Origin of the sequence: Helicobacter anseris, assembly GCF_003364335.1 — a bacterium.
GTDB classification, from domain to species: Bacteria; Campylobacterota; Campylobacteria; order Campylobacterales; family Helicobacteraceae; genus Helicobacter_H; species Helicobacter_H anseris.
This window is the reverse complement of the sequence record NZ_NXLX01000001.1, coordinates 206,911-226,714: the sequence shown is the minus strand read 5'-3', so window position 1 is coordinate 226,714 and position 19,804 is coordinate 206,911. Positions and strand designations below refer to the sequence as shown.

Sequence of the window (19,804 nt, the reverse complement as noted above, 5' to 3'; positions counted from 1 at the left end):
TATATCCTAGATTGACTTGATAATTTGTAGTAATTAATCCACCAAAGCTTCTTTCAAAATCAAAGTAGATTCTATGATTTTCTTTAATAGAGAAATTAGATCCTACATTCATAACAAATCTACCTGTAGAAGCTAGAGGAGATAAAGATACATTCGTTCCTAGATTTGAAGTTAAAGATACTTTACCCCCAGCAATATAATCTCCTACAAAGTAAGTTCCTAGATAAACTTTTGCATTAAATCCTTTATTCTCAGTAAATTGTTTGAAATCATATCCATAGCTTGCACCAATTCTACTTCTTAGAGTAATAATGCTATCTTGAATACCATCTAGGTATGCAGTTCCTAGTTTTTGTTTAAGATTGCTTTGATTTAAATAACCAAAGGTTACTTCTGCTTGAGGTGTAACACTCCATTCTTTAGTTTTACCAAATAAGAATCTATAACCTAGCTCTTGAGAGAGAGTGAGTGCAAAGTTATTAGTATTATAAGTATCACTTTGATTTAGCATAGAGAGATTACTCATAATATAACTAAACTTTAAGATGGTATCTGTATATAAACCATTCTTAAATCCAGTTGCTTTGCTTGCTCCATCTTGAACATAAGCATTATAGATTGCAAACTCTATAGCATTAGAAGTTACATCTTTAATTCCCTGATCAACATTAAGTATATCTTTTACAGTTTCTGAACTAGTAGTAATAGAATTTGCATAAGAGAGTGCAAAACCTAAATAATTATTTGCTCCACTAAATCCAAAGGCATAATCATAACCTGCTTGGAATGTAGTATAGAGTGCTTTAGTTTCTAAAGCAAAGTTAGAGGTTTGCATACCATTAAAGATTCTAGCCCATGCACCTTGAGCATTAGCATTCTCTCTTAATTCACCCATTCTTTTATTTAAGCTATTCATATTAGCTAAATAAAGATCATAGTTAGAACCAAGAGCTGCTGCTGAAGCTTGTTGGTTAGCAAGAGAGGCACCTTTACTATCTGCAGATGCAAGGAAGTAAGTGGTGTAGCCTGTTTTATCAGTGCCAACTGCACCATTAGCATCAGTGATTACTGCTCTAAGACCTGAGCTAATTTGATCAAATCCTTCAATTGCATCTAATGCACCTAAATCTACTAATGCTTTACCATTGCTATCATTTTTTACTGTTAATACTGCAATGTTTTTGCTTGTATCTGTTTCATTATAAGTAATCGTATCTACTGATACATTATCAGTATATACAGGTTGTAAGAATTCTTGTAAAGTAACATCACCTTTTGTGCCTTCTACAATTACTCTATCTGCATAACCTGTTAATGTAGAACCACTATCACTTGCACTATTTTGCGCACCAATATTTTTAGCTACTTTATTTTGATCACCTACTCTTGTTCTAAAAGAAACATTATTTCCACCAAGTTTTGTAATTTTTAAAAGATTATAAGCTTCAACACTTGTTGTAGCAACTTCTGCTAAATCCACACCCATTGTTCCTAAATCTACTACAGTATTTTTAGTTTTAATAGAATCTACTAAGTCTTCTGTATAAGAGTGTGTAGCACCATCAGCAGTTAGTGAAGCCATAGTATAAGTAGTTCCGTAGTTTTGCTGACCATTTTTTGTTACTGTTGGGTCAATGAAAACTTTAGAACCAGCTTTTAATACAACATTTAGTGTATCAGTAGATTGGTTTGTAATATTACCAGCAATAATTGCATTGGTATTGATAGTTACATTATGTGTAAAACCTACTCTAGATCCACCAGCAGCAGCAGTTGAACTTGCCAGAGCTGTGATATCTCCCATAAACAAACCATCAATACTAAGTGTGCTTGTAGTTCCAGATAAATCTGCGACTAATGTTAAGGTATGACCATTTGCAGTATTTCCTACTCTTTGAATCAATTCTCTTTGGGCATTTGTCTTTGCACCTACTTTAAAATAAGTTCCATCTTTGTAAGTTACACCAAAGAGTTGAGCACCTGTAGTTCCTACATCTGTTAAGTTTGCCTTAGTATCAAAGCTTTCTTTAGTTGCACTTGTTGCTAAATCATTACTTCCAGCAAAGATAATATTTGTAGTAGCAGCATTATCATAATCAATATTTGCACCTATCTTAAGGTCAGTTGATGATTTTTGCATCAAGATAGTAGTAGTGCTACTTCCTATTGTTTTTACATTAAAAAGTGCAGTATCTGTAAATGTCGCACTATCTCCTTGTCTTAGAACAATATTCACATTTCCACTATTATTAGAAGTTACTGTTCCTGTGCCATATTGAGAAATGTAAGATAATAAAGCAGCTTTAGCTGCATCACTTGAACTATCTTGCATTGAAGTTTGAGACATCAAAGAGAGGACATTTGTAGGAGCCCAGAGTGTCTTATCAAAGATTAAGTTAGTGCTTCCACCATTTGCTGTGATATTTCCTATAAATTCAGGGATATCAGTTTTAGTAGTATCTGAAAGTTTTATATTATTTGTTCCACCAATTGTGTAAATATCACCTACTACACTTGCAGAAGAATTTTGACCACTTGAAACTACTAATTCACTTTTACCGCCAGTCATATTGCTAAACATTACAATATTACCACGAGTAGTAAGATTTGTTTGATTATTGGCTAATGTAGTCCCGCTAATACTACCACCACGAAGTTTTAAATCACTTGCTGTTGCATCTTTGCCAATAACACTTAAAACCACACTTCCAGCATTGTTTGAGTTATCTACTGTAAGTGTATTTTTAATACTACCAGCTCCACTACCATCAGATTTTACTGCAGCTAGGACACCTACATTTACATTACCTTTGGTAGTGATAGTTGTATCAGAAGTAGTGTTATATGCTCCAATACCATAGATACCTTTTACATCAATGGAGGATTTAGCATCTGTGGTGGTACTAGAAGTTGCTTCATTTTTAATTGTTAAATTCCCTTTGGTAGTGATATCACTGCTTGCACCATTTATTACAAGATATGTTTTAGCTGAAATCTCTACCTTGTTAGTATTATTTAATGAAAAGTTATTAAAAGTTGCACTTTCTGTTGCAGAAATGGTAGTGCTTTTATAATTATTTAATGTAAAAGTATCAAATGTTACATTATGTGTCTTAATTTCTGTAGTTCCATGATTATCTAATTTAAAATTCTTAAAAGTTGCCTCATAAGTATCAAAAGTTAGAGCATTGGTGCTAGTTCCAGTTGTTGCAGTTCCATCCATTAAAAATTTATTTGCTGTAACTGTATAGTTAGTTAAACCATTGTTAGTGATACTACCTTCAATGGTTAGGTCATCTACTCTAGCTTCATTTGCACTTTTAGCAATAACAAAAGTTCCTGTAGAACCATCTCCACCCATACCAAAAACTAGATTACTTCTAATAGTTCCTTTATTTGCAAAATAGATTTTTATATTTGCAACAGAACTTGTAGAAATAGCACCATCAATGAGACCGTTATTATAGAAGTTAAGGGTTAGGTTGGCATTATAATTAACCCCACTACCACCCCTATACCCAGCTACATAAATATTTCCCTTAATGGCATTAGTAATTAGGGTTTTAGCACCACTTGCATCATCATTAGAAACATCTCCATTATTTAATTGTTTAATCACCACGCCATCAGCATCTAATTTATCTTGAGATGCATATTCCTTCTGCCCACTTTCACCAAAGTTAAAGGTTACATTACTATTCTCATCTGCACCACCAATTTGTCTTTCAAAATTAATTGCCTTACCTTTTATATTTGTCCATTTATTCATATAAGAATCTTTATCTGTAGCTATAAGATTTCCACCGCCTTTGAAATCAAAAGTAGCTTTAACACTTGCTGCAGTAGTGCCTGAACCACCTAGAGCATAAAACATACCTACCATATTTGCACCATTATCAAATGTTATAGTGTTATTTCCACTATTATTATTTGCCATTATCATTGCACCATAAAAAGCAATATTGTTATATTGTTGGTTTTTTATAGTTTCAGTTCCAATACCACCATTGAAAGTTGCAGTTAAACTAGCACTACCATCCAAAGCTCTTAAAAAGTGCTCAGCTGTTTTTGTTGTCTGATCTTCAAATTTTAGATAAGAGTTTGTTAGAGTAAGAGTTGCAGCTCCTTTTTGGAAATCTATTATATTAGCATTTGCATTACTTGTTGTTGGTGCAGTTACATTAATCGTTACACCTTTTGCAGTGAGAGTGTAATTCCCGGTTACTCTTGATGTATTTGTAAAATTTAAAGTATTAGTACTACTATCCTTAGTAAAAGTCCCGTGAGATGTGTAAGCACAAGGACTACTAGCACTTTGACATTGATCTGTCCCATTTCCATTAGTAACATTGGTGCCATTATAATAATTATTACTATCAGCACTTGCAATATTTGCACTTAAAAACAAAGCTAGAGAACTAGCAACTAAAGGTTTGAAGAATTTTTTTGAATTGTTTGAATCTTTTGTAGAGAAAGAAGCATTTAAAGAATTACTATACCCCCCCCCCTCATTACATCAAATTTTTGTTCCATGACAAAAACTCCTTTTTTAAATTTTTAGTTTTTCACTTCTTTATTTATGAAAACAAAAAAGCGTGTAATTTTAGATATTTTTTACTTAAAAATTTATTAAATCTACAAAGAAAACTATATTTAAGCTTAAAACTACAGAAATAAAAGAGCATCTTCTAATATTTAAAAACAACATTTTTGGAAATTTTTTAATCTTTGATAAAATCTAAAAAATTTTTAAAAAAATCAAATGGAGTAGCAATGCGTATTGGTGTATTATTTGGTGGGGTGAGTTGGGAGCATGAGATAAGTATCGTAAGTGCAATTACACTTAAAAAAGTGCTTGGTGCAAAGATAGAAAATTTTATCTTTGTGGATAGAAATCATTATTTTTATGAGATTCCATCTCATTTAATGCAGGCAAGTTTTTTTGCTTCTGAAAATTATAAAAAGTGCAAAAAACTCTCTATTGATAATGCGGGATTTTTTCTCTCTTCTTTGTTTGGAAAAAAATATCTTCATAGTGATTGTATCATCAATCTTATTCATGGTGCTGATGGTGAGGATGGAGTAATTGCCTCTTTGCTTGATTTTTATCATATCCCTTTTATTGGTCCTAGAGTAGAATCTAGTGTTTTGAGCTTTAATAAATACTATACTAAACTTTTTGCACAAAGCAGAGGGGTTAAAATGCTTCCTTTTGAAGTGCTAAGAGAAAAAGATACACGCAAAAGCAATCTTGACTTTCCTCTAATCATCAAGCCTTCAAGACTTGGTAGCTCTATAGGTGTGAGTGTGGCAAATGATGCAAAAGAGTTTGATTATGCACTTGATTGTGCTTTTGAATATGATAAAGAAGTGATTATAGAGCCTTTTATCAAAGGTGTGAAAGAATACAATCTTGCAGGGTATAAAGCAAAAGATTTTGTCTTTTCTATCATAGAAGAGCCACAAAAACAAGATTTATTAGATTTTGAAAATAAATATCTTGATTTTTCAAGAGACGCAAAGACAAAAAATGCAAATATTACCAATACTATCTTAGAAAAAATGCAAGATTCTTTTAAAAGAATTTATGAAAATTGCTTTGAAGGGGCTTTGATACGCTGTGATTTTTTTGTGATAGATGAGGAAGTGTATCTCAATGAAATCAATCCTATCCCAGGTAGTATGGCAAACTATCTTTTTGAAGACTTCCAAAAGGCTATCCAAGAGCTTTATGAAAATCTACCCAAAAAGAAAAACATACCTATTGATTATCAATACATCAAAAAAATTCAAAGGGCGAAGTAAGTTTTATGGCAAAAAGAATCCTGTCTTATCAAAATAAAGATTTTGAAATCGCTTATGAATATCTCTCCAATCATTCTGATAAAAATATGATTTTTTTGCACGGATGGGGTAGCAATAAAGAGCTGATGCAAAGTGCGTTTAAAAATACTTTCAAGGCTTTTAATCATCTTTATATTGATTTACCTGGATTTGGCAAAAGTGCCAATGATACGATATTGCACACAAAAGATTATGCGCATATTATTGAGGCTTTTCTCTCTTTAATAAAAATTGATGCTGATGTGATTGTGGGGCATAGCTTTGGAGGAAAAGTCGCTGTGCTTTTGGATAAAGAGGTGATTTTGCTTAGCACAGCTGGGATTTTAGAGCCCAAACCCCTTAAAATAAAACTAAAAATTCTACTTGCAAAAGCTCTCAAAACTCTTGGCATTAAGGGAAATTTTTTGCGCAGTAAAGATGCGGATAATCTAAATAGTGGAATGTATGAGACCTTTAAAAATGTCGTGAATGAAGACTTTAGCTCTATTTTTGCAAATTTTCAAAAAAAGGCAAGCATTTTTTGGGGCATCTCTGATAGGGCTACTAGTCTAGATTCTGGAGAAAAAATCTCAAAACTTATAAAAAATAGTCGATTCTTTGCACTCACAGGAGATCATTATTTTTTTCTCAATCAAGGTAAAAAAATTGAAGAGCTTTTTTATAAGGATATTTAAATGATGAAACAAACGATGCATATTGTGATATCTGGTATTGTGCAAGGGGTTGGATATAGAAAATTTACAAAAAGCAAGGCTGATGAGCTTGGTATCAAAGGAAGTGTGCGTAATCTAGAAAATTTTAGTGTTGAGATTTATGCAAATGGTGAATTTGAAATTTTAGAATCTTTTATTTCTATATTAAAAATTGGCCCTCAAAGGGCTGTAGTAGAAGAAGTGGAAACTTCCATTGTTTCAAAAATAGATTTTAAAGATTTTTCGATTTTGGGAGATTAGGCGATGCATTATCTTGTTATTTTTGCTTCTATTATCGATTGGCTATTTATCCTAACTCTTGGTTTTTATCTCATTGTCAATTTGCAATGGTATAACTATAGTCTTTATCGTGTTTTTACCAAACATCATCGATGGACTTGGCATATTTATTTTTTCTTTTTGCCTTTGTTGCTATTTATAGGCACTATGCTAAGTCATTCTGCTATTATTTTGATGTTTTTTACGGGTATTTTTTTGCTTGTGCATTTGCCTTTTTTTATACTTTGGTATCTTAAACTTGATAAAAAATTACATTTTACAAAGCGCGTATATGGTTTTTTTGTCATTTTGTTTATCTTTTTAGCCCTACATCAAATATCATTTTTTGTTTTTAAGAATGTTTGGCTCTTTTCTTTTGCTTTTATTTTTGTTTTGCCTTTTGCAATCCTTGTTTCAAGTCTTTATGAAAAAATACTTTTTAATCGTTATCACAAACTTGCAAAATTCAAACTAAAAAATCTCAAACACTTGCAAATCATAGCTGTTACTGGTAGCTTTGGAAAAACAAGTATCAAAAATTTTCTTCAGCAAATACTCTCTAGCAAATTTAATGTCTATGCCACACCAAGGAGTGTAAATACCATCAAAGGCATTGTGAGTGATATCAATCAAAATTTACAAAAAGAAATAGAAATTTATATAGCAGAAGCTGGTGCAAGACAAAGGGGGGATATTGCAGAAATTGCAACACTATTGCAACATCAATACGCTATCATCGCAGAAGTGGGAGAACAGCATCTAGAATATTTTAAAAATACACAAAATATTCTTGAAACAAAATTTGAACTTCTAAAAAGCAAACAACTCAAAAAAGCCTTAATTTATGAGCAAAACCCTCTACCACCATCTCTATCCCAAGAGGTAAAAAATCACCTTGCTTTTTATCCAACAAATCTTAGAAATATTGAATCTACTCTTGATAAAACATCTTTTGAAATCCAAATCAATGGAGAATATTTTGCATTTGAAACTAAAATACTTGGAATGTTTAATATTGCAAATCTTAGTGCAGCTATCCTTATGGCTTATGAACTTGGGGTAGAGATTGAAAAGATTCAAATGATTGTAAGCAAAATTGAAGGAACACCTCATCGCTTACAAAAAATTACAGCTGGGGGTAAAATCATACTTGATGATAGCTTTAATGGGAATCTTAAAGGAATGCTAGAAGCTATAAGACTTTCTAGTCTTCATAGTGGAAGAAAGGTTATTATCACTCCTGGTCTTGTTGAAAGCACTCAAGAACAAAATATCCAACTTGCAAAGGCTATTGATAGCACTTTTGATTTAGTTATCATTACTGGGGAGCTAAATTCTAAGATACTCTCTCAATATATCAGCAGGCCGCAAAAAATTGTTCTAAAGGACAAGACGCAATTAGAAAATATTTTGCTAACTTCAACTTATAAAGGGGATTTATTGCTTTTTGCAAATGATGCCCCGAATTTTATTTAGAGCTGATATGGATAGAATCTATGCACCTTGGAGAAGTGATTATTTTGACAAAAAGCCCGCAGAGTGTATATTTTGCAAAATATCAAAAAATCCTCAAGAAGATTTAAAAAACTATGTTTTTTATCGTGATGATTTTTGCTACGGGGTGATGAATCTTTACCCCTATACAGCTGGGCATCTACTCTTTATCCCTCATTTGCATTTAGATAGCCCGGAAAAACTTAAAGAGGAGATTTGGTTGCATTTGCATAAAATATCCCAAAAAGCCATTGCAATGCTCTATGAGTTTGGTGCTGAGGGAATCAATATGGGTATGAACATCAAAAAGCAAGCAGGTGCTGGCATCCCTGAGCACTTGCATTTACACCTCTTACCTCGCTATAATGGGGATACAAATTTTATTACAAGCATAGCAAATAGCAGAGTTTATGGCACAGATTTTGAAACTATTTATAAAAAAATCCAAAATCTTGCTAAAATGTATCTTAAATAGGAGCTATCACAATGAAAAAAATATTTTTTATGTTTTTATTACCTTGCTTACTTCTAGCCAATAAATATGACTATCTACTTTTTAGCAACAATTACACCGATGTAAGAAAAGGAATAGATTTGGGTGCTAATGTCAATGCAATTTTAAGAGGTAGCACTCCTATTTATGATGCCTCAAGAAAAAATAATACTGAAATACTCTATCTTCTTATCAATCGTGGAGCAGATGTCAATAAAGTCTGCCACGGCGAAACTCCTTTACATAAAGTTGTGCAATTTGGAAATTATAAATTTGCACAAGCCTTGCTTAAAGCTGGTGCAAAACCCAATATCAAGGATAGCATCAGAGGTAATACTCCTTTGCATTATGCAGTTAGTCGTAACGATAAAGCAATGATTTCTCTTTTAATGAGCTATGGAGCGGATATGTATATCACCAATGACACAGGAGATGCTCCTGCGCGCTATATCTTTACAAAAGTTCAAGTCCCAGCTATGCGTGTTGAAAATAAAGAGCTTATAGTTGCAAGTAGTGCCTTTTCAATAGGACAAGGTGCTGTAGGGATAAGTGCTAGCAATCCAACAGATTCTTTTATTTCCATTGACAAAGTAGCGCTCTACATTAATGGTGATTTAATTTCAGAAATAGAAGTCAATCGCTCTTTAGCACCAAGATCAAGCTCTGGATTAGGAAGTCTTCCTATTACAAGAGAAGCTTATAAAAGCGTTTCTCTATCAAGGGATGGGAGCGCTAATGTTAAATATGGCTTTGCCATAAAATATAATATCAATGGCAAGTCTAGAACACTTTATGAAACTACAAAAACTAATCTTAAGGTTTGGTAGTTAGCTTATTGATTGTGGCATTTGCTTGTATACGCGTGCTCACAATCTCAATCTCATCTCCTATATGCAATTTATCTAAAGAAACAATTTTATCCTGATACATAATTTGCGCAAAGCCATTTTGACATAGCCTATCTAGATTCTTACTTTTTAATTCTGCTAAAATTTCCTTATACATCAATTCTTTTTTTGCCAAAAAATTCTTAAAATAAAAATCAAGCTGTTCTTTTAAAATTATAGGATTTTTGCTTAAAAGAAAATTTTCTATCTTTGATAGTAGCATTTCTTGCAACTCTAGAAGTTTTTTTTGATTTGCTTGGAGTTTATTTTCAATTTGATGTTGCCTAAGAAAAAAACTATAATCTTTTACTTGCTTATGTAATTGATTAAAAAATTTTTGTGTTTGAAAAAGAATATCATCATACATATTTGAAATATTTATCATCCAAGTATTTCTATCTGGTAATATCATCTCCATCGCAGCAGATGGTGTTGGCGCTCTCATATCTACAACAAAATCACTAATCACATAATCAATCTCATGCCCTATAGCAGATACAATAGGGGTTTTAGCTTCAAAAATAGCTTGAGCAACAACTTCTTCATTAAAAGCCCATAAATCTTCCAAGCTCCCTCCACCTCTAGCCAAAACAATCACATCAAAAGCCTCACTAGTCTCAAAAAAACTATCCGCAAATTTTATATTTTGCACAATATGATTTTTTGCCTCATCTCCCTGAACCAAAGTATCAATATTTACAAGTTTTACAAGATTCCAACGATTATGCGCTACTCTTAGCATATCCTGTAATGCTGCCCCAGTATTTGAGGTAATCAATGCTATTTTTTTTGGAAATTTTGGCAATACCTTTTTATGCCTTGCCTCAAAAAAACCTTTTTCTTGTAATTTTTGTTTTAATTGCTCGTAAGCAAAATGCAAAGCCCCCTGACCACTTGGCTCTATACTTAAACAAAGTATCTGATATTCACCTCTTGGCACATAAACGCTAATATTTCCTCTCACTAATACTTTTTGCGTATTCTGTAAATCAAACTTTAATTTACTTGCATTGCCTCGAAACATCACACATCTAATCGAAGAATCCTTATCTTTAATACTAAAATAATAATGCCCACTACTATGTTTTGTAAGGTTGCTTACCTCTCCCTCTACAAAAACTTCAACAAATGTGCTTTCTATAAGAGATTGAATCTGCGCATTTAACGCACTTACACTTAAATATTTCACCAAACTCCAAGCAATCTTAAAATATCATTTCTCAACCCAAGCAACATCAAACTCAACAGAATTATCCAACCAAATAGAGTAAGATAATATTTTGCTTTTTCATAAATAGGCTTTCTTGTCAAAATCTCATAAAAATTAAAAAGTATCTGTCCTCCATCAAGTGCTGGTATCGGCAAAAGATTCAAGATACCAAGATTTACAGAAATAAGCCCCACCCATAATAAAAGTAAAACAAAATCACTCTTAGATGCCTGAGCAAGCTTATCGACTATCATGACTGGACCACTAACTTCTTTGAGTGGAATAATCCCTGAAATAAGCTTTTGCACACTGAGTAAAATTATTTTGCTTGATTCGTAGAGTTTTTTACTTGCATATTCAAAAGATTCAAAGCCTGTATATTTTACAATGCCTATTTTTCCGCTAGGTGCTATCCCTATAACCCCTTTTTGGATTTCCTCACCAAAAATATTCTTTGCTTTTATTATTTCTGGGCGAATAGTAAAATCCAATATCTTATCTTTTCTCAATACCACAAGATTTAACATCGTATCTTTCGCTACTGCTTCTTGCAAATCCATCCAAGTTTTTATTTGCTTAGCATTGATTGAGAGAATCTCATCATTTTCTAAAATACCCGCCTCAAAAGCAGGCATATTTTTTTTTACTTCTCCAACAATAGGAAGATAGGTGCTAACACCCATATTTCCAACCATAAAAAACAAGAAAAAAGCTAGTATAAAATTAAAAAAAGGTCCTGCAAACAAAATTATAATTTTTACAAATGGGGATTTATTACTATAGCTATCATTTTGGCAATTTTGCTCTAAAACATCTAAATCATTCTGCCCCTTTAGCTTAACATACCCTCCTAGTGGTATCATTGAAAGAGCATATTGTGTCTCTCCAATTTTCTTACTAAAAATTTTTACCCCAAAACCAATGCTAAAAACCTCTACACGAACCCCAAAAATCCTCGCGGCAATAAAATGCCCCAATTCATGAAAAAAAACCAAAAAAGATAAAGCTAAAAAAGCTATCAAGAAAGACATTTATTTCATACTCTTATAATAACGCAAGGCATAATCCAATCCAGAATAAAGAGTAATAATAGTAGCAATCCAAAGCATTATATCTGCACCTTTAAGATTCAACAACAAAAAAGCTACGGCAATTATTTGCAATACCGTCTTATATTTTCCCCATATACTTGCTTTTACACTTTGCTTTGTGCTTGCTACAACAACACGCAAGCCTGTAATAAAAAATTCCCTACTTAAAATCAAAAAAACAGCCCAAGGACTTGCGGTTTGTGTTATAAGTAGTCCTATAAAAGCAGAAAGAATTAGCATTTTATCAGCCAATGGATCAAAAACTTCTCCAAAAACAGAAATAAGCTGATATTTTCTTGCGATATAACCATCAAAAAAATCTGTAATTGAAGCAATAATAAAAATAAAAAAAGCATAAAGATGTGCTTCTCTCAACCCTAAGTCTTTACTATCAATTAAAACAAAAAGCAAAAGGATAGAGAGAAGAATACGAGAAATAGTTAGAAGATTTGGTAGATTTCTCACACTCAACTCTTGAGTAATCTACAAAATTATGAGCGTTTTTTCATAGTGCGTAAAGTGGACGCTGCAACCTTAATACGCATTGAAGTTCCATCTTCTAATTGAACACGAACTTTTCTTAAATTTGGTAATGATCTTTTTTTTGTCTTATTGTTTGCGTGGCTTACATTATTACCAACCATAGGACCTTTGCCTGTAAAGAAGCATTTTCTTGCCATAGATTTTCCTTTTTAAAAATAAAATTTTGCACATTATAGTAAAAAAAAGCATAAAAATTGCTTAAAATGCAAGCTTTTCTTGACCTATTCTATAAAGTGCAAAGTCATATTTTATAGGATCATTGCAATCAAATTTTTTAAGTGCTTGTGTTACTTCAATAGCAGATTTTAAGTCATAACTTTTTCTCTGCAATAAACCCAGCTTATGGCAAATTTTAAAAGTATGAGTATCTAGAGGTAAAATCAAATCACTTGTTGGTATTTCACTCCAAAAACCAAAATCAATATTATCTTTTCTTACTAACCATCTTAAAAATAAATTCCAACGCTTTAGGGGAGAATGACTTGAGAGATTTTTTCTATTGATAGTTTTAGAAAACAAAAATTGCATTCCATAGGTATTATGCCTACTCTTACTTAATCTCTCAATTGCTCTATTGATGGCTCCAAAAATACCATCTTGTTTATATCCTTCAAGCATTAAAGCCTTAATTCCACCTTCTTTTTGTATTTCAACCAACAAAATAAATAAATTTTTAACATCTTCTTGGGTTTGAAAACGATAATATGGAAAAACCATTTTTTGAATCTTTTGGATATCACATTTTAATATTTCAAAATCTAATTTTTGTAAAAATTTGACAATTTCACTTGCCCTACCATATGCAAACAACGCACAAACAAGAGCAATAGAATCAAAGTAGGGAGAGGAAGTATATTGTCTTAAAACTATTAGTGGATCAGGAGTGCTAAAATCTTCATAAGCATTTCTGTGATGATAATGCTCTTCTAATAATTCTTTCAAACTATTGTTTTATACCCAATAAAGTATCAATCATCTTATCAATAGTAGTAATTACTTTTGCATTAGCTGCATAACCACCTTGAAATTTAATCAAATTTACCATCTCTTCATCAATACTTACTTGAGAGATTGCTAAATGCTCTTTTTTTGTAGTTTCTAAAACAGCTTTTTTTGTATCCAAAGTAGTTTGGGCACTTTGGGCTTGTGTCGCAATATTTCCAGCAGTAAGCTGATAAAACTCACTGAGCTTCATTTTTTTAATATCTGATTTTTTATCATAAAACTCAATATTTTCATATTGCATTTGTTGCATCATATTTGCTACATCAAAATTACCTGCAACTGGAGCCATCCAAGATCTGATACTTGTTGAGTTTTTTTGATATTGATAATCAAGCTCAATTGTCCTAGCATCATTTCCAATAAACAAAGGATTGATACCAAGAGCTCCGGTGAAGTTTGTCCCATTATCTTTTAGTGAAATAAAAAATCCCTCTGATGGTTTTTTTGGCTGTATAACAAACTGCTTGGTTGAATCATCAAAAAATGCCTTGAAGTAGTCATCAAAATCATTTTGAAGATTATTATCCTGATTGTCATCTGTATTTGCATTAATTTGTTTTACAATATCCCTCATTGTAGTTGTATCATTAACAATAATTGTTTTTTTTACCATCTCTTTACCATCAGTATTATAAACAATCAAATCAAAATTACCATTTTTTATATTATATTTTGTATCTTTAAGAGCTTCATTTGCCATCAATTCTAATTTTTCGCTCTGAATGCTATTACTAGCACTTTGCGCATAAATAGAATTACTTGCTTCAATAAAACCTTTTGCAAAACTATCAAGGGCATTAATATATGATTGCAATTTACCAACTTTTGTGCCATTATGTCCATCATTATAAAGCTCAATCAAAGCCCCTACTTTTCCCATTGTAAGCTTATCGGTAATTTCTGTTTTTTTAAAATCATAACCTTGAATATACACTCTATTTAAATGATTTGCATTATTGTCTTTTTCCAATACAAGAGGATGAAAATCCCCGCCATCCACGATGTTTAATCCCTTACCTATATTTAAAACATATCCATCATCAAAATCTACAGAATCTGCATTTACCCTCTCTTGACTTATCAGATTATTTTTAAAAACATTAGCTCCAATCAATTCTCTAAGATTAAACTCTAATTGATCGCGTCTATCTCTTAGAGTATTGGCTCTCTTTTGGATATTTTTATCTTCCATTTCTTTAATCTCACGATTAATTTGCGCAATCTGAGCTCCAATTTCATTCACCTCTTTTATTCGCACTTCCAAATCTTCAGATGCCTTAGATTGCAGAGTTGTAAGTTTTTGTCTTGTATCATGCAAGTTATTTGTTAGTATTTTTGCCCTTTCTGCTAAAACCTGCTTTTGGGCTGGATCTTTTGGATTTTTTGCAATATCTTTCCAAGCATTAAAATACTCTTTCATGTCATTATAGATTCCAACACCATCAATATCTGGGAACATTGATGAAGTTTCTCTTAAAAAATTAAATTCTGTATCTGCAAAATTAAAATCTTGTGCTGCCCTAGCATAACGCTCAAACACAAATTCATTATGGATTCTTTGGATAGATTGGACATCAACACCCCTGCCATAAGAAACATTATTGCCCCTTATTATAGGTTTTTCTGGAGAAGAAATTACCCTTTGGCGAGAATAAAATTCATCACTAGCATTAGAGATGTTATTTCCTGTTACATCAACCATCAACTGATTAGCTTGTAACCCCGTATAGGAAGTATTAAGAGAAGTTAATATCCCGCCCATAATTATGCCTCAATCCTTAAAAATGTGCTTTGTGTTGTTTTTGGAACACCATACCCAGAAACTTCATGAGGAACAATCTTTTGCATCAAAGAATTATAAAATTCAGAAACTGCAAGAACCATACGAGCGTATCCAGAATTTACTTCTTTTAGCTTCTGTAGTTTTTGCTTCATCGAACCAAGAAGCTCACTAGATTCCTCATCAAGTAAATCTCCTAATTCAACTTGAGGATTTGCACTCTTTAGGCTTACAATCTCTTGTTGTGCCATATTTTTTTTATTCTCAAATGAAACAATTAGAGGTTGTTTTTGTAAATTTCTTTCAAAAATTCTTTCGTGATTTGCCTCTTTGATATCACAAATATCTAACTGAGTGAGTTCTATAAGAGCTTCTAAATCGCTTACAGCACCCCTTAAATAATTTTGTAGCATCAATGCCCCTTAATTTGTAATACACCTTATAGATGGTAATATTATAAATTAAGCAAATTTAGTGCCATTTTTTCTGCAGTAGCGTTCAAATTTATTTTATAAGTGCCATTTTTAAGAGATTGGGATATTGCAGATACCTTGTCTTCTTTTATCTGAGTATTTTCTACTTTTTGATTTTTTATTTGCTTATCTTGTTCTTTTAATGTATTTGTAAAACCGACTTTGGCACCAACAGAACCAATCATTATCTATCTCCTCACATTTGGCCTATGCTCTATAAATCGACCTATATTCTATTTTCTTTAATTAAGCTTTAAATTCATTATTTCTTTTCTAATAGCCTCTGGGTCAATTTCCCCTCTAGACTTTTTATCAGCTACAAGAGATTCTCCAAAATTTTGATTATATGTATAAATCAACACAAATGCCATCCCATACAAAAAAAACATAAAGCACAAACTTGGAAAAGCCCATACTTTTAAACTATCTTTTTTCATAAATTTAATTCCCGACTTAATATTTTTGCATTATATCTTATTTTTTAAGCTCTTTAATTTTCCTTGCAGGATTTCCTGCGTAAAAACCAGAGGACTTAATATCTTTTGTTACCACACTTCCAGCGCCAATAACTACATCATCACAAATTTGTATAGGCAAAATCGTAGCATTACTGCCAATAAGCACCCTATTTCCAATCTCTGTTTTTTGCCAATCCTTAGAATCTTTTGTCAATCTCCCTTCTTTAAAAGTATCATTAATAAATTTTACTCCATGCCCTATGAAACAATCTTCCCCAATCTTAACCAATGAGCAAATAAAACTGTGACTTTGAATTCTTGTGCGTGCCCCAACAACAACATCTTTTTGTATTTCTACAAAAGGTCCAACAAAAACCTCATCTTTTAAGATGCATTCATACAAATTGCAAGGCATAACCACAACAACACTCTCACTCGCAATAACATCTCTTATTTGTGATTGCAAAATCTTCACTTTATACTCCTCAAATGAGCTATTTCTTTATTAAGATTATCCAATTTATCAGAAAGCTTTAAGATTTTATGAAATATTTTTTCAAAGAATTTCTCATAATCTTTTGGCAAGCTTAAATCAAGCAATAATTCCAAACTCAAGCTATCTTTTGAGCTTTTTTCATAAACTTGTCTTAATTTTTCTTGTCCCTCCTGCGTAAAAAGAAAACAATAAAGTTGCAGTGCTTTTTGTTTTTCCTGATGCCTCAATACAACAACACCAGTATTAGCAACACAAATTTTATCACCTATATCTCCAAGAATGGTAATTTTTGGAGAATTGCCTCTTAAAGAAAGCAAAATATCATAAGATTGCAGTGCATATTTTTGTATTTTTCTTTTATTTCCCCACTCTTTGATATTTTCTAAATTTTGAATTGTTATAAAACCAAGAAGTTTAAAATCTGCTATGCCTATATCATAATAAGAAATTTTCTCATCACCCTTACTTCCATAAACCCTCTGCCCTCTAATTGCTTCAAATCCAACTTTTTTAAGAGTATAAAAACTATTATCTGAGGCAAAATTTAAATATGCATTTACGCTTAAATCATCCTGTTTTATTTCCCTAATACTTGTAAGTTTGGAATAAGGACTATTTGCTTTATTTTTAAATAGCTCTAGTAAATAATCTAGATTAATCAATTGATTATACTTACCATCTCGGATATAAAAAAAATCATTATTAGCGTTAATATGTAAAATTTCTTCACTATTTGGTGCTAATACTATTATAGATAGATCATGATTTTGCAAAGGAAAAATATTTTTTGGCAATTCAATAATTGCTTCAATCATTCGATTTTCTAAAAGTTTTTGCCTCATTTTTGCTTCTGATGCAGATTTTTGTAATACTTGATTTCTGACAATAAAAACACCTCTTTTTTTTAAGTGAGCCAAAGAATGGGTGAGAAAAATCAACTCTGAATAATGTTTTGCTAAAGCCCCCATCTGAGAGAATCTTGCATCTTTTTTTAAAGATTCTAACCCCACATAGGCAGACATTGGAGGATTACACAATATCTTATCGAATTTTCTTACCTGCTGTTGCTTAATAAAATAAGGATCTTTTAATAAATCATTTACAAAGAGATTTTTAGATTCAATGCCACAAACTTTAGCAATCAAAACAGCAATTTTTGAAAGCTTGGAATCCAACTCTTCGCCAAACAATCTTACTTCTGAGCAAATTTGAGCAAGACTCAAAAAAACACTACCCATACCATAACAAGGATTATAAACCTCTTCTCCACATTTAATATCCAATAAGCCTACTAAGAGCCTATTGACCTGCAATGGCGTTGAATAGTAATAAAGTTTATTAACCGTCTTTTGTTGGGTAATAATATAAATAAACTCTTCAATCAATTTTAGATCAAGTTTCATATTTAAAAGATTTTTTTTAAGGCGGTTTAACTTAATAGAGTTTAATGATAATTTAGGCTGAGATATTTCATATTGATTAAAAAAATCATCTAAAGCACTATGCAAATCCTTTGGCCTAAGATCAAATAAAAAAGAAGCATGCTTACAAATAAGCAAAACTTCTAGCATTGCACGCAATGCATCAAAGATATCCAAATAATGCTTTTTTAGATACTCAAAACAATCAATTAATTTTTTTAGTTCTTCTTTTTTAAACATTAATAATTTTATTTTCCATTACCATAGCAGGTGCTTTTTTAAGTATTTTAGCAAAAAATAAAATCTTTTAGCTTATAATAGAGTTTCACAAGTTTTTAAAAAGGTTTTGCAATGTTTAATATCTTTCCTGCAATTGATTTAAAAGATGGAATGGCTGTAAGACTCTATAAAGGAGATATGGCACAATCAACCATATATGGCAATCCTCTTGATTTTGCAAAGAAATTTCAAGAATATGGAGCAAGATGGATTCATATAGTAGATCTCAATGGTGCTTGTTCTGGAAGTCCAAAGAATTTTGAAATTATCAAGCAAATCACAAAAACAACACAAATAAACATCCAAATTGGTGGAGGGATACGCAATGAGGATTCTATTAAAAAATATTTAGACTTAGGGGTTTCTAGGATTATACTTGGCTCTATTGCAACCCAAAATTTTGATTTTACTCAAAAAATGGCAGAAAAATATCCCATTGTTATAGGCATTGATGCAAAAGATCACCAAGTAGCTATCAACGGCTGGAAAGAAGTCCAAAATATCAATGCTTTTGAATTTGCTTCAAAATTTGCCAATACTGCAATAGAAGCTATTATATGTACTGATATTAGTAGAGATGGTGCGTTAAGTGGAATCAACATTGATTTTAGTATAAAAATGGCACAAGCAAGCAAAAAACCTTGTATCGCCAGTGGTGGCTTTAAAGATCTTAATAATCTTATTGAATTAAAAGAAAGTTTTAAATCCCACCATATTGAGGGTGGCGTAATCGTCGGAAAGGCATTTTATGAAAATAAAATCAACCTTACCGAACTTTTTACTAATTAGTGGCAGCCACAGCCACTACCACAGCCACAAGCATCATCCTCGTGATGATGATCATCACCACTATCACAACCACAGCCGCTACCACAGCCACAACCTCCACTCATACCAACACCACCATTTAAAATTTCTTGCTCCGTAGCATCACGCACATCAAGTATTTTAACATCAAATAAAAGTGTCTTACCAGCTAATGGATGATTATAATCAATCATTACGATCTTATCATTAAAATCTTTTACAATCACCTGAACGGTCTCTCCATGCTCACCCTGACCAAATAAAGTCATACCTGCAACAAGATTTATACCCTCAAATTGCTCTCTTGGCACCTCTTGTAAAAAATCTACTTTATAAACACCATAAGCATCTTCTGGTTTTACCTCAATCTCCAAGCTATCACCAACACTTTTATTTAATAATGCATTTTCTAAACCACTAATAATTTGACCAGCACCTACCATAAACTCTAAAGGTTTGGAATCTACATTTGTATCTATCAAATCACCAGTTTGATTATCTTTTACACTATATTGAATTGACACCACTTTATTATGTTCTATTTTACTCATA

The 19,804-nt window shown here is 31.9% G+C and carries 20 protein-coding genes; 7 read left to right on the top strand and 13 right to left on the bottom strand.

Features of this window, described 5'->3' with window-relative positions; all coding sequences use genetic code 11:
• The coding region (locus CQA57_RS01150; RefSeq protein WP_115578395.1) for an autotransporter outer membrane beta-barrel domain-containing protein at positions 1-4,408 on the bottom strand (4,408 nt) is incomplete at its 3' end.
• Between the two features lie 365 nt (positions 4,409-4,773).
• On the opposite strand from CQA57_RS01150, the gene CQA57_RS01145 reads away from it, so the two are divergent.
• Genes CQA57_RS01145 through CQA57_RS01120 form a run of 6 tightly spaced genes read left to right on the top strand, consistent with a single transcriptional unit; the run spans position 4,774 to position 9,629 of the window.
• A complete protein-coding gene (locus CQA57_RS01145; RefSeq protein WP_115578394.1) occupies positions 4,774-5,805 on the top strand; it encodes a D-alanine--D-alanine ligase in 1,032 nt (343 codons plus the stop codon).
• Positions 5,806-5,810: 5 nt separating this feature from the next.
• Positions 5,811-6,518 carry an alpha/beta fold hydrolase gene (locus CQA57_RS01140; RefSeq protein ID WP_115578393.1) on the top strand — a complete coding sequence of 236 codons (708 nt, stop codon included), beginning with the start codon at positions 5,811-5,813 and terminating at the stop codon, positions 6,516-6,518.
• The gene (locus tag CQA57_RS01135; protein WP_211305530.1) at positions 6,519-6,797 is read left to right on the top strand and encodes an acylphosphatase; all 279 of its coding nucleotides are present in this window, start codon (positions 6,519-6,521) and stop codon (positions 6,795-6,797) included. It begins immediately after the preceding gene.
• Between the two features lie 3 nt (positions 6,798-6,800).
• Entirely contained in the window at positions 6,801-8,291 is a 1,491-nt protein-coding gene (locus CQA57_RS01130) for a Mur ligase family protein (RefSeq protein ID WP_115578392.1), read from the top strand.
• A gap of 7 nt (positions 8,292-8,298) precedes the next feature.
• Positions 8,299-8,784, top strand: a complete 486-nt coding sequence (locus CQA57_RS01125; RefSeq protein ID WP_115578405.1) for an HIT family protein — start codon at positions 8,299-8,301, stop codon at positions 8,782-8,784.
• Positions 8,785-8,795: 11 nt separating this feature from the next.
• Entirely contained in the window at positions 8,796-9,629 is an 834-nt protein-coding gene (locus tag CQA57_RS01120; protein WP_115578391.1) for an ankyrin repeat domain-containing protein, read from the top strand.
• Here the strand turns inward: CQA57_RS01120 and xseA are convergent.
• The 11 genes from xseA to CQA57_RS01065 all read right to left on the bottom strand — a co-directional run bounded on the left by xseA (position 9,616) and on the right by CQA57_RS01065 (position 18,406).
• Positions 9,616-10,878, bottom strand: a complete 1,263-nt coding sequence (xseA, locus tag CQA57_RS01115) for an exodeoxyribonuclease VII large subunit (protein WP_115578390.1) — start codon at positions 10,876-10,878, stop codon at positions 9,616-9,618. The two genes, CQA57_RS01120 and xseA, sit on opposite strands and share 14 nt — an antisense overlap.
• Complete coding sequence (gene rseP, locus CQA57_RS01110; protein ID WP_115578389.1) at positions 10,875-11,930, bottom strand: RIP metalloprotease RseP; 1,056 nt, start codon at positions 11,928-11,930, stop codon at positions 10,875-10,877. Before rseP ends, xseA begins: the two co-directional genes overlap by 4 nt.
• Positions 11,931-12,455: a CDP-diacylglycerol--glycerol-3-phosphate 3-phosphatidyltransferase gene (gene pgsA, locus CQA57_RS01105; protein ID WP_115578388.1), complete on the bottom strand. Its 525-nt coding sequence runs from the start codon at positions 12,453-12,455 to the stop codon at positions 11,931-11,933.
• Positions 12,456-12,481: 26 nt separating this feature from the next.
• Entirely contained in the window at positions 12,482-12,670 is a 189-nt protein-coding gene (gene rpmB / locus CQA57_RS01100; RefSeq protein WP_115578387.1) for a 50S ribosomal protein L28, read from the bottom strand.
• A gap of 61 nt (positions 12,671-12,731) precedes the next feature.
• Positions 12,732-13,475, bottom strand: a complete 744-nt coding sequence (locus CQA57_RS01095) for a TIGR02757 family protein (RefSeq protein ID WP_115578386.1) — start codon at positions 13,473-13,475, stop codon at positions 12,732-12,734.
• Position 13,476: 1 nt separating this feature from the next.
• A complete protein-coding gene (flgK, locus tag CQA57_RS01090) occupies positions 13,477-15,300 on the bottom strand; it encodes a flagellar hook-associated protein FlgK (protein WP_115578385.1) in 1,824 nt (607 codons plus the stop codon).
• Positions 15,301-15,302: 2 nt separating this feature from the next.
• Positions 15,303-15,731 carry a hypothetical protein gene (locus tag CQA57_RS01085; RefSeq protein WP_115578384.1) on the bottom strand — a complete coding sequence of 143 codons (429 nt, stop codon included), beginning with the start codon at positions 15,729-15,731 and terminating at the stop codon, positions 15,303-15,305.
• Positions 15,732-15,772: 41 nt separating this feature from the next.
• Positions 15,773-15,976, bottom strand: a complete 204-nt coding sequence (locus CQA57_RS01080; protein ID WP_115578383.1) for a flagellar biosynthesis anti-sigma factor FlgM — start codon at positions 15,974-15,976, stop codon at positions 15,773-15,775.
• Positions 15,977-16,033: 57 nt separating this feature from the next.
• Positions 16,034-16,228, bottom strand: coding sequence for a hypothetical protein (locus CQA57_RS01075; RefSeq protein WP_115578382.1), 195 nt, complete (start codon positions 16,226-16,228; stop codon positions 16,034-16,036).
• A 37-nt stretch (positions 16,229-16,265) separates the two neighbouring features.
• On the bottom strand, positions 16,266-16,724 hold the full coding sequence (locus tag CQA57_RS01070) for an acyltransferase (RefSeq protein ID WP_245941821.1): 459 nt from the start codon (positions 16,722-16,724) through the stop codon (positions 16,266-16,268).
• The gene (locus CQA57_RS01065; protein ID WP_115578381.1) at positions 16,721-18,406 is read right to left on the bottom strand and encodes an N-6 DNA methylase; all 1,686 of its coding nucleotides are present in this window, start codon (positions 18,404-18,406) and stop codon (positions 16,721-16,723) included. The genes CQA57_RS01070 and CQA57_RS01065 overlap by 4 nt, the downstream gene beginning before the upstream one ends.
• Positions 18,407-18,517: 111 nt before the next feature.
• Between CQA57_RS01065 and hisA the strand changes: the two genes are divergently transcribed.
• Complete coding sequence (hisA, locus tag CQA57_RS01060; RefSeq protein WP_115578380.1) at positions 18,518-19,234, top strand: 1-(5-phosphoribosyl)-5-[(5-phosphoribosylamino)methylideneamino]imidazole-4-carboxamide isomerase; 717 nt, start codon at positions 18,518-18,520, stop codon at positions 19,232-19,234.
• Here the strand turns inward: hisA and CQA57_RS01055 are convergent.
• The gene (locus CQA57_RS01055) at positions 19,231-19,803 is read right to left on the bottom strand and encodes an FKBP-type peptidyl-prolyl cis-trans isomerase (protein WP_115578379.1); all 573 of its coding nucleotides are present in this window, start codon (positions 19,801-19,803) and stop codon (positions 19,231-19,233) included. The genes hisA and CQA57_RS01055 overlap by 4 nt on opposite strands.
• Position 19,804 lies beyond the last annotated feature (1 nt).

Excerpts from the sequence above, each read along its gene's own strand:
- CQA57_RS01145 (WP_115578394.1), top strand. The coding sequence starts at position 4,774 with ATGCGTATTGGTGTATTATTTGGTGGGGTGAGTTGGGAGCATGAGATA.
- rseP (WP_115578389.1), bottom strand. The coding sequence starts at position 11,930 with ATGTCTTTCTTGATAGCTTTTTTAGCTTTATCTTTTTTGGTTTTTTTT.
- flgK (WP_115578385.1), bottom strand. The coding sequence starts at position 15,300 with ATGGGCGGGATATTAACTTCTCTTAATACTTCCTATACGGGGTTACAA.
- CQA57_RS01125 (WP_115578405.1), top strand. The coding sequence starts at position 8,299 with ATGGATAGAATCTATGCACCTTGGAGAAGTGATTATTTTGACAAAAAG.
- hisA (WP_115578380.1), top strand. The coding sequence starts at position 18,518 with ATGTTTAATATCTTTCCTGCAATTGATTTAAAAGATGGAATGGCTGTA.
- CQA57_RS01080 (WP_115578383.1), bottom strand. The coding sequence starts at position 15,976 with ATGATTGGTTCTGTTGGTGCCAAAGTCGGTTTTACAAATACATTAAAA.
- CQA57_RS01085 (WP_115578384.1), bottom strand. The coding sequence starts at position 15,731 with ATGCTACAAAATTATTTAAGGGGTGCTGTAAGCGATTTAGAAGCTCTT.
- rpmB (WP_115578387.1), bottom strand. The coding sequence starts at position 12,670 with ATGGCAAGAAAATGCTTCTTTACAGGCAAAGGTCCTATGGTTGGTAAT.
- CQA57_RS01075 (WP_115578382.1), bottom strand. The coding sequence starts at position 16,228 with ATGAAAAAAGATAGTTTAAAAGTATGGGCTTTTCCAAGTTTGTGCTTT.
- CQA57_RS01140 (WP_115578393.1), top strand. The coding sequence starts at position 5,811 with ATGGCAAAAAGAATCCTGTCTTATCAAAATAAAGATTTTGAAATCGCT.
- CQA57_RS01065 (WP_115578381.1), bottom strand. The coding sequence starts at position 18,406 with ATGTTTAAAAAAGAAGAACTAAAAAAATTAATTGATTGTTTTGAGTAT.
- CQA57_RS01135 (WP_211305530.1), top strand. The coding sequence starts at position 6,519 with ATGATGAAACAAACGATGCATATTGTGATATCTGGTATTGTGCAAGGG.
- CQA57_RS01130 (WP_115578392.1), top strand. The coding sequence starts at position 6,801 with ATGCATTATCTTGTTATTTTTGCTTCTATTATCGATTGGCTATTTATC.
- CQA57_RS01055 (WP_115578379.1), bottom strand. The coding sequence starts at position 19,803 with ATGAGTAAAATAGAACATAATAAAGTGGTGTCAATTCAATATAGTGTA.
- CQA57_RS01120 (WP_115578391.1), top strand. The coding sequence starts at position 8,796 with ATGAAAAAAATATTTTTTATGTTTTTATTACCTTGCTTACTTCTAGCC.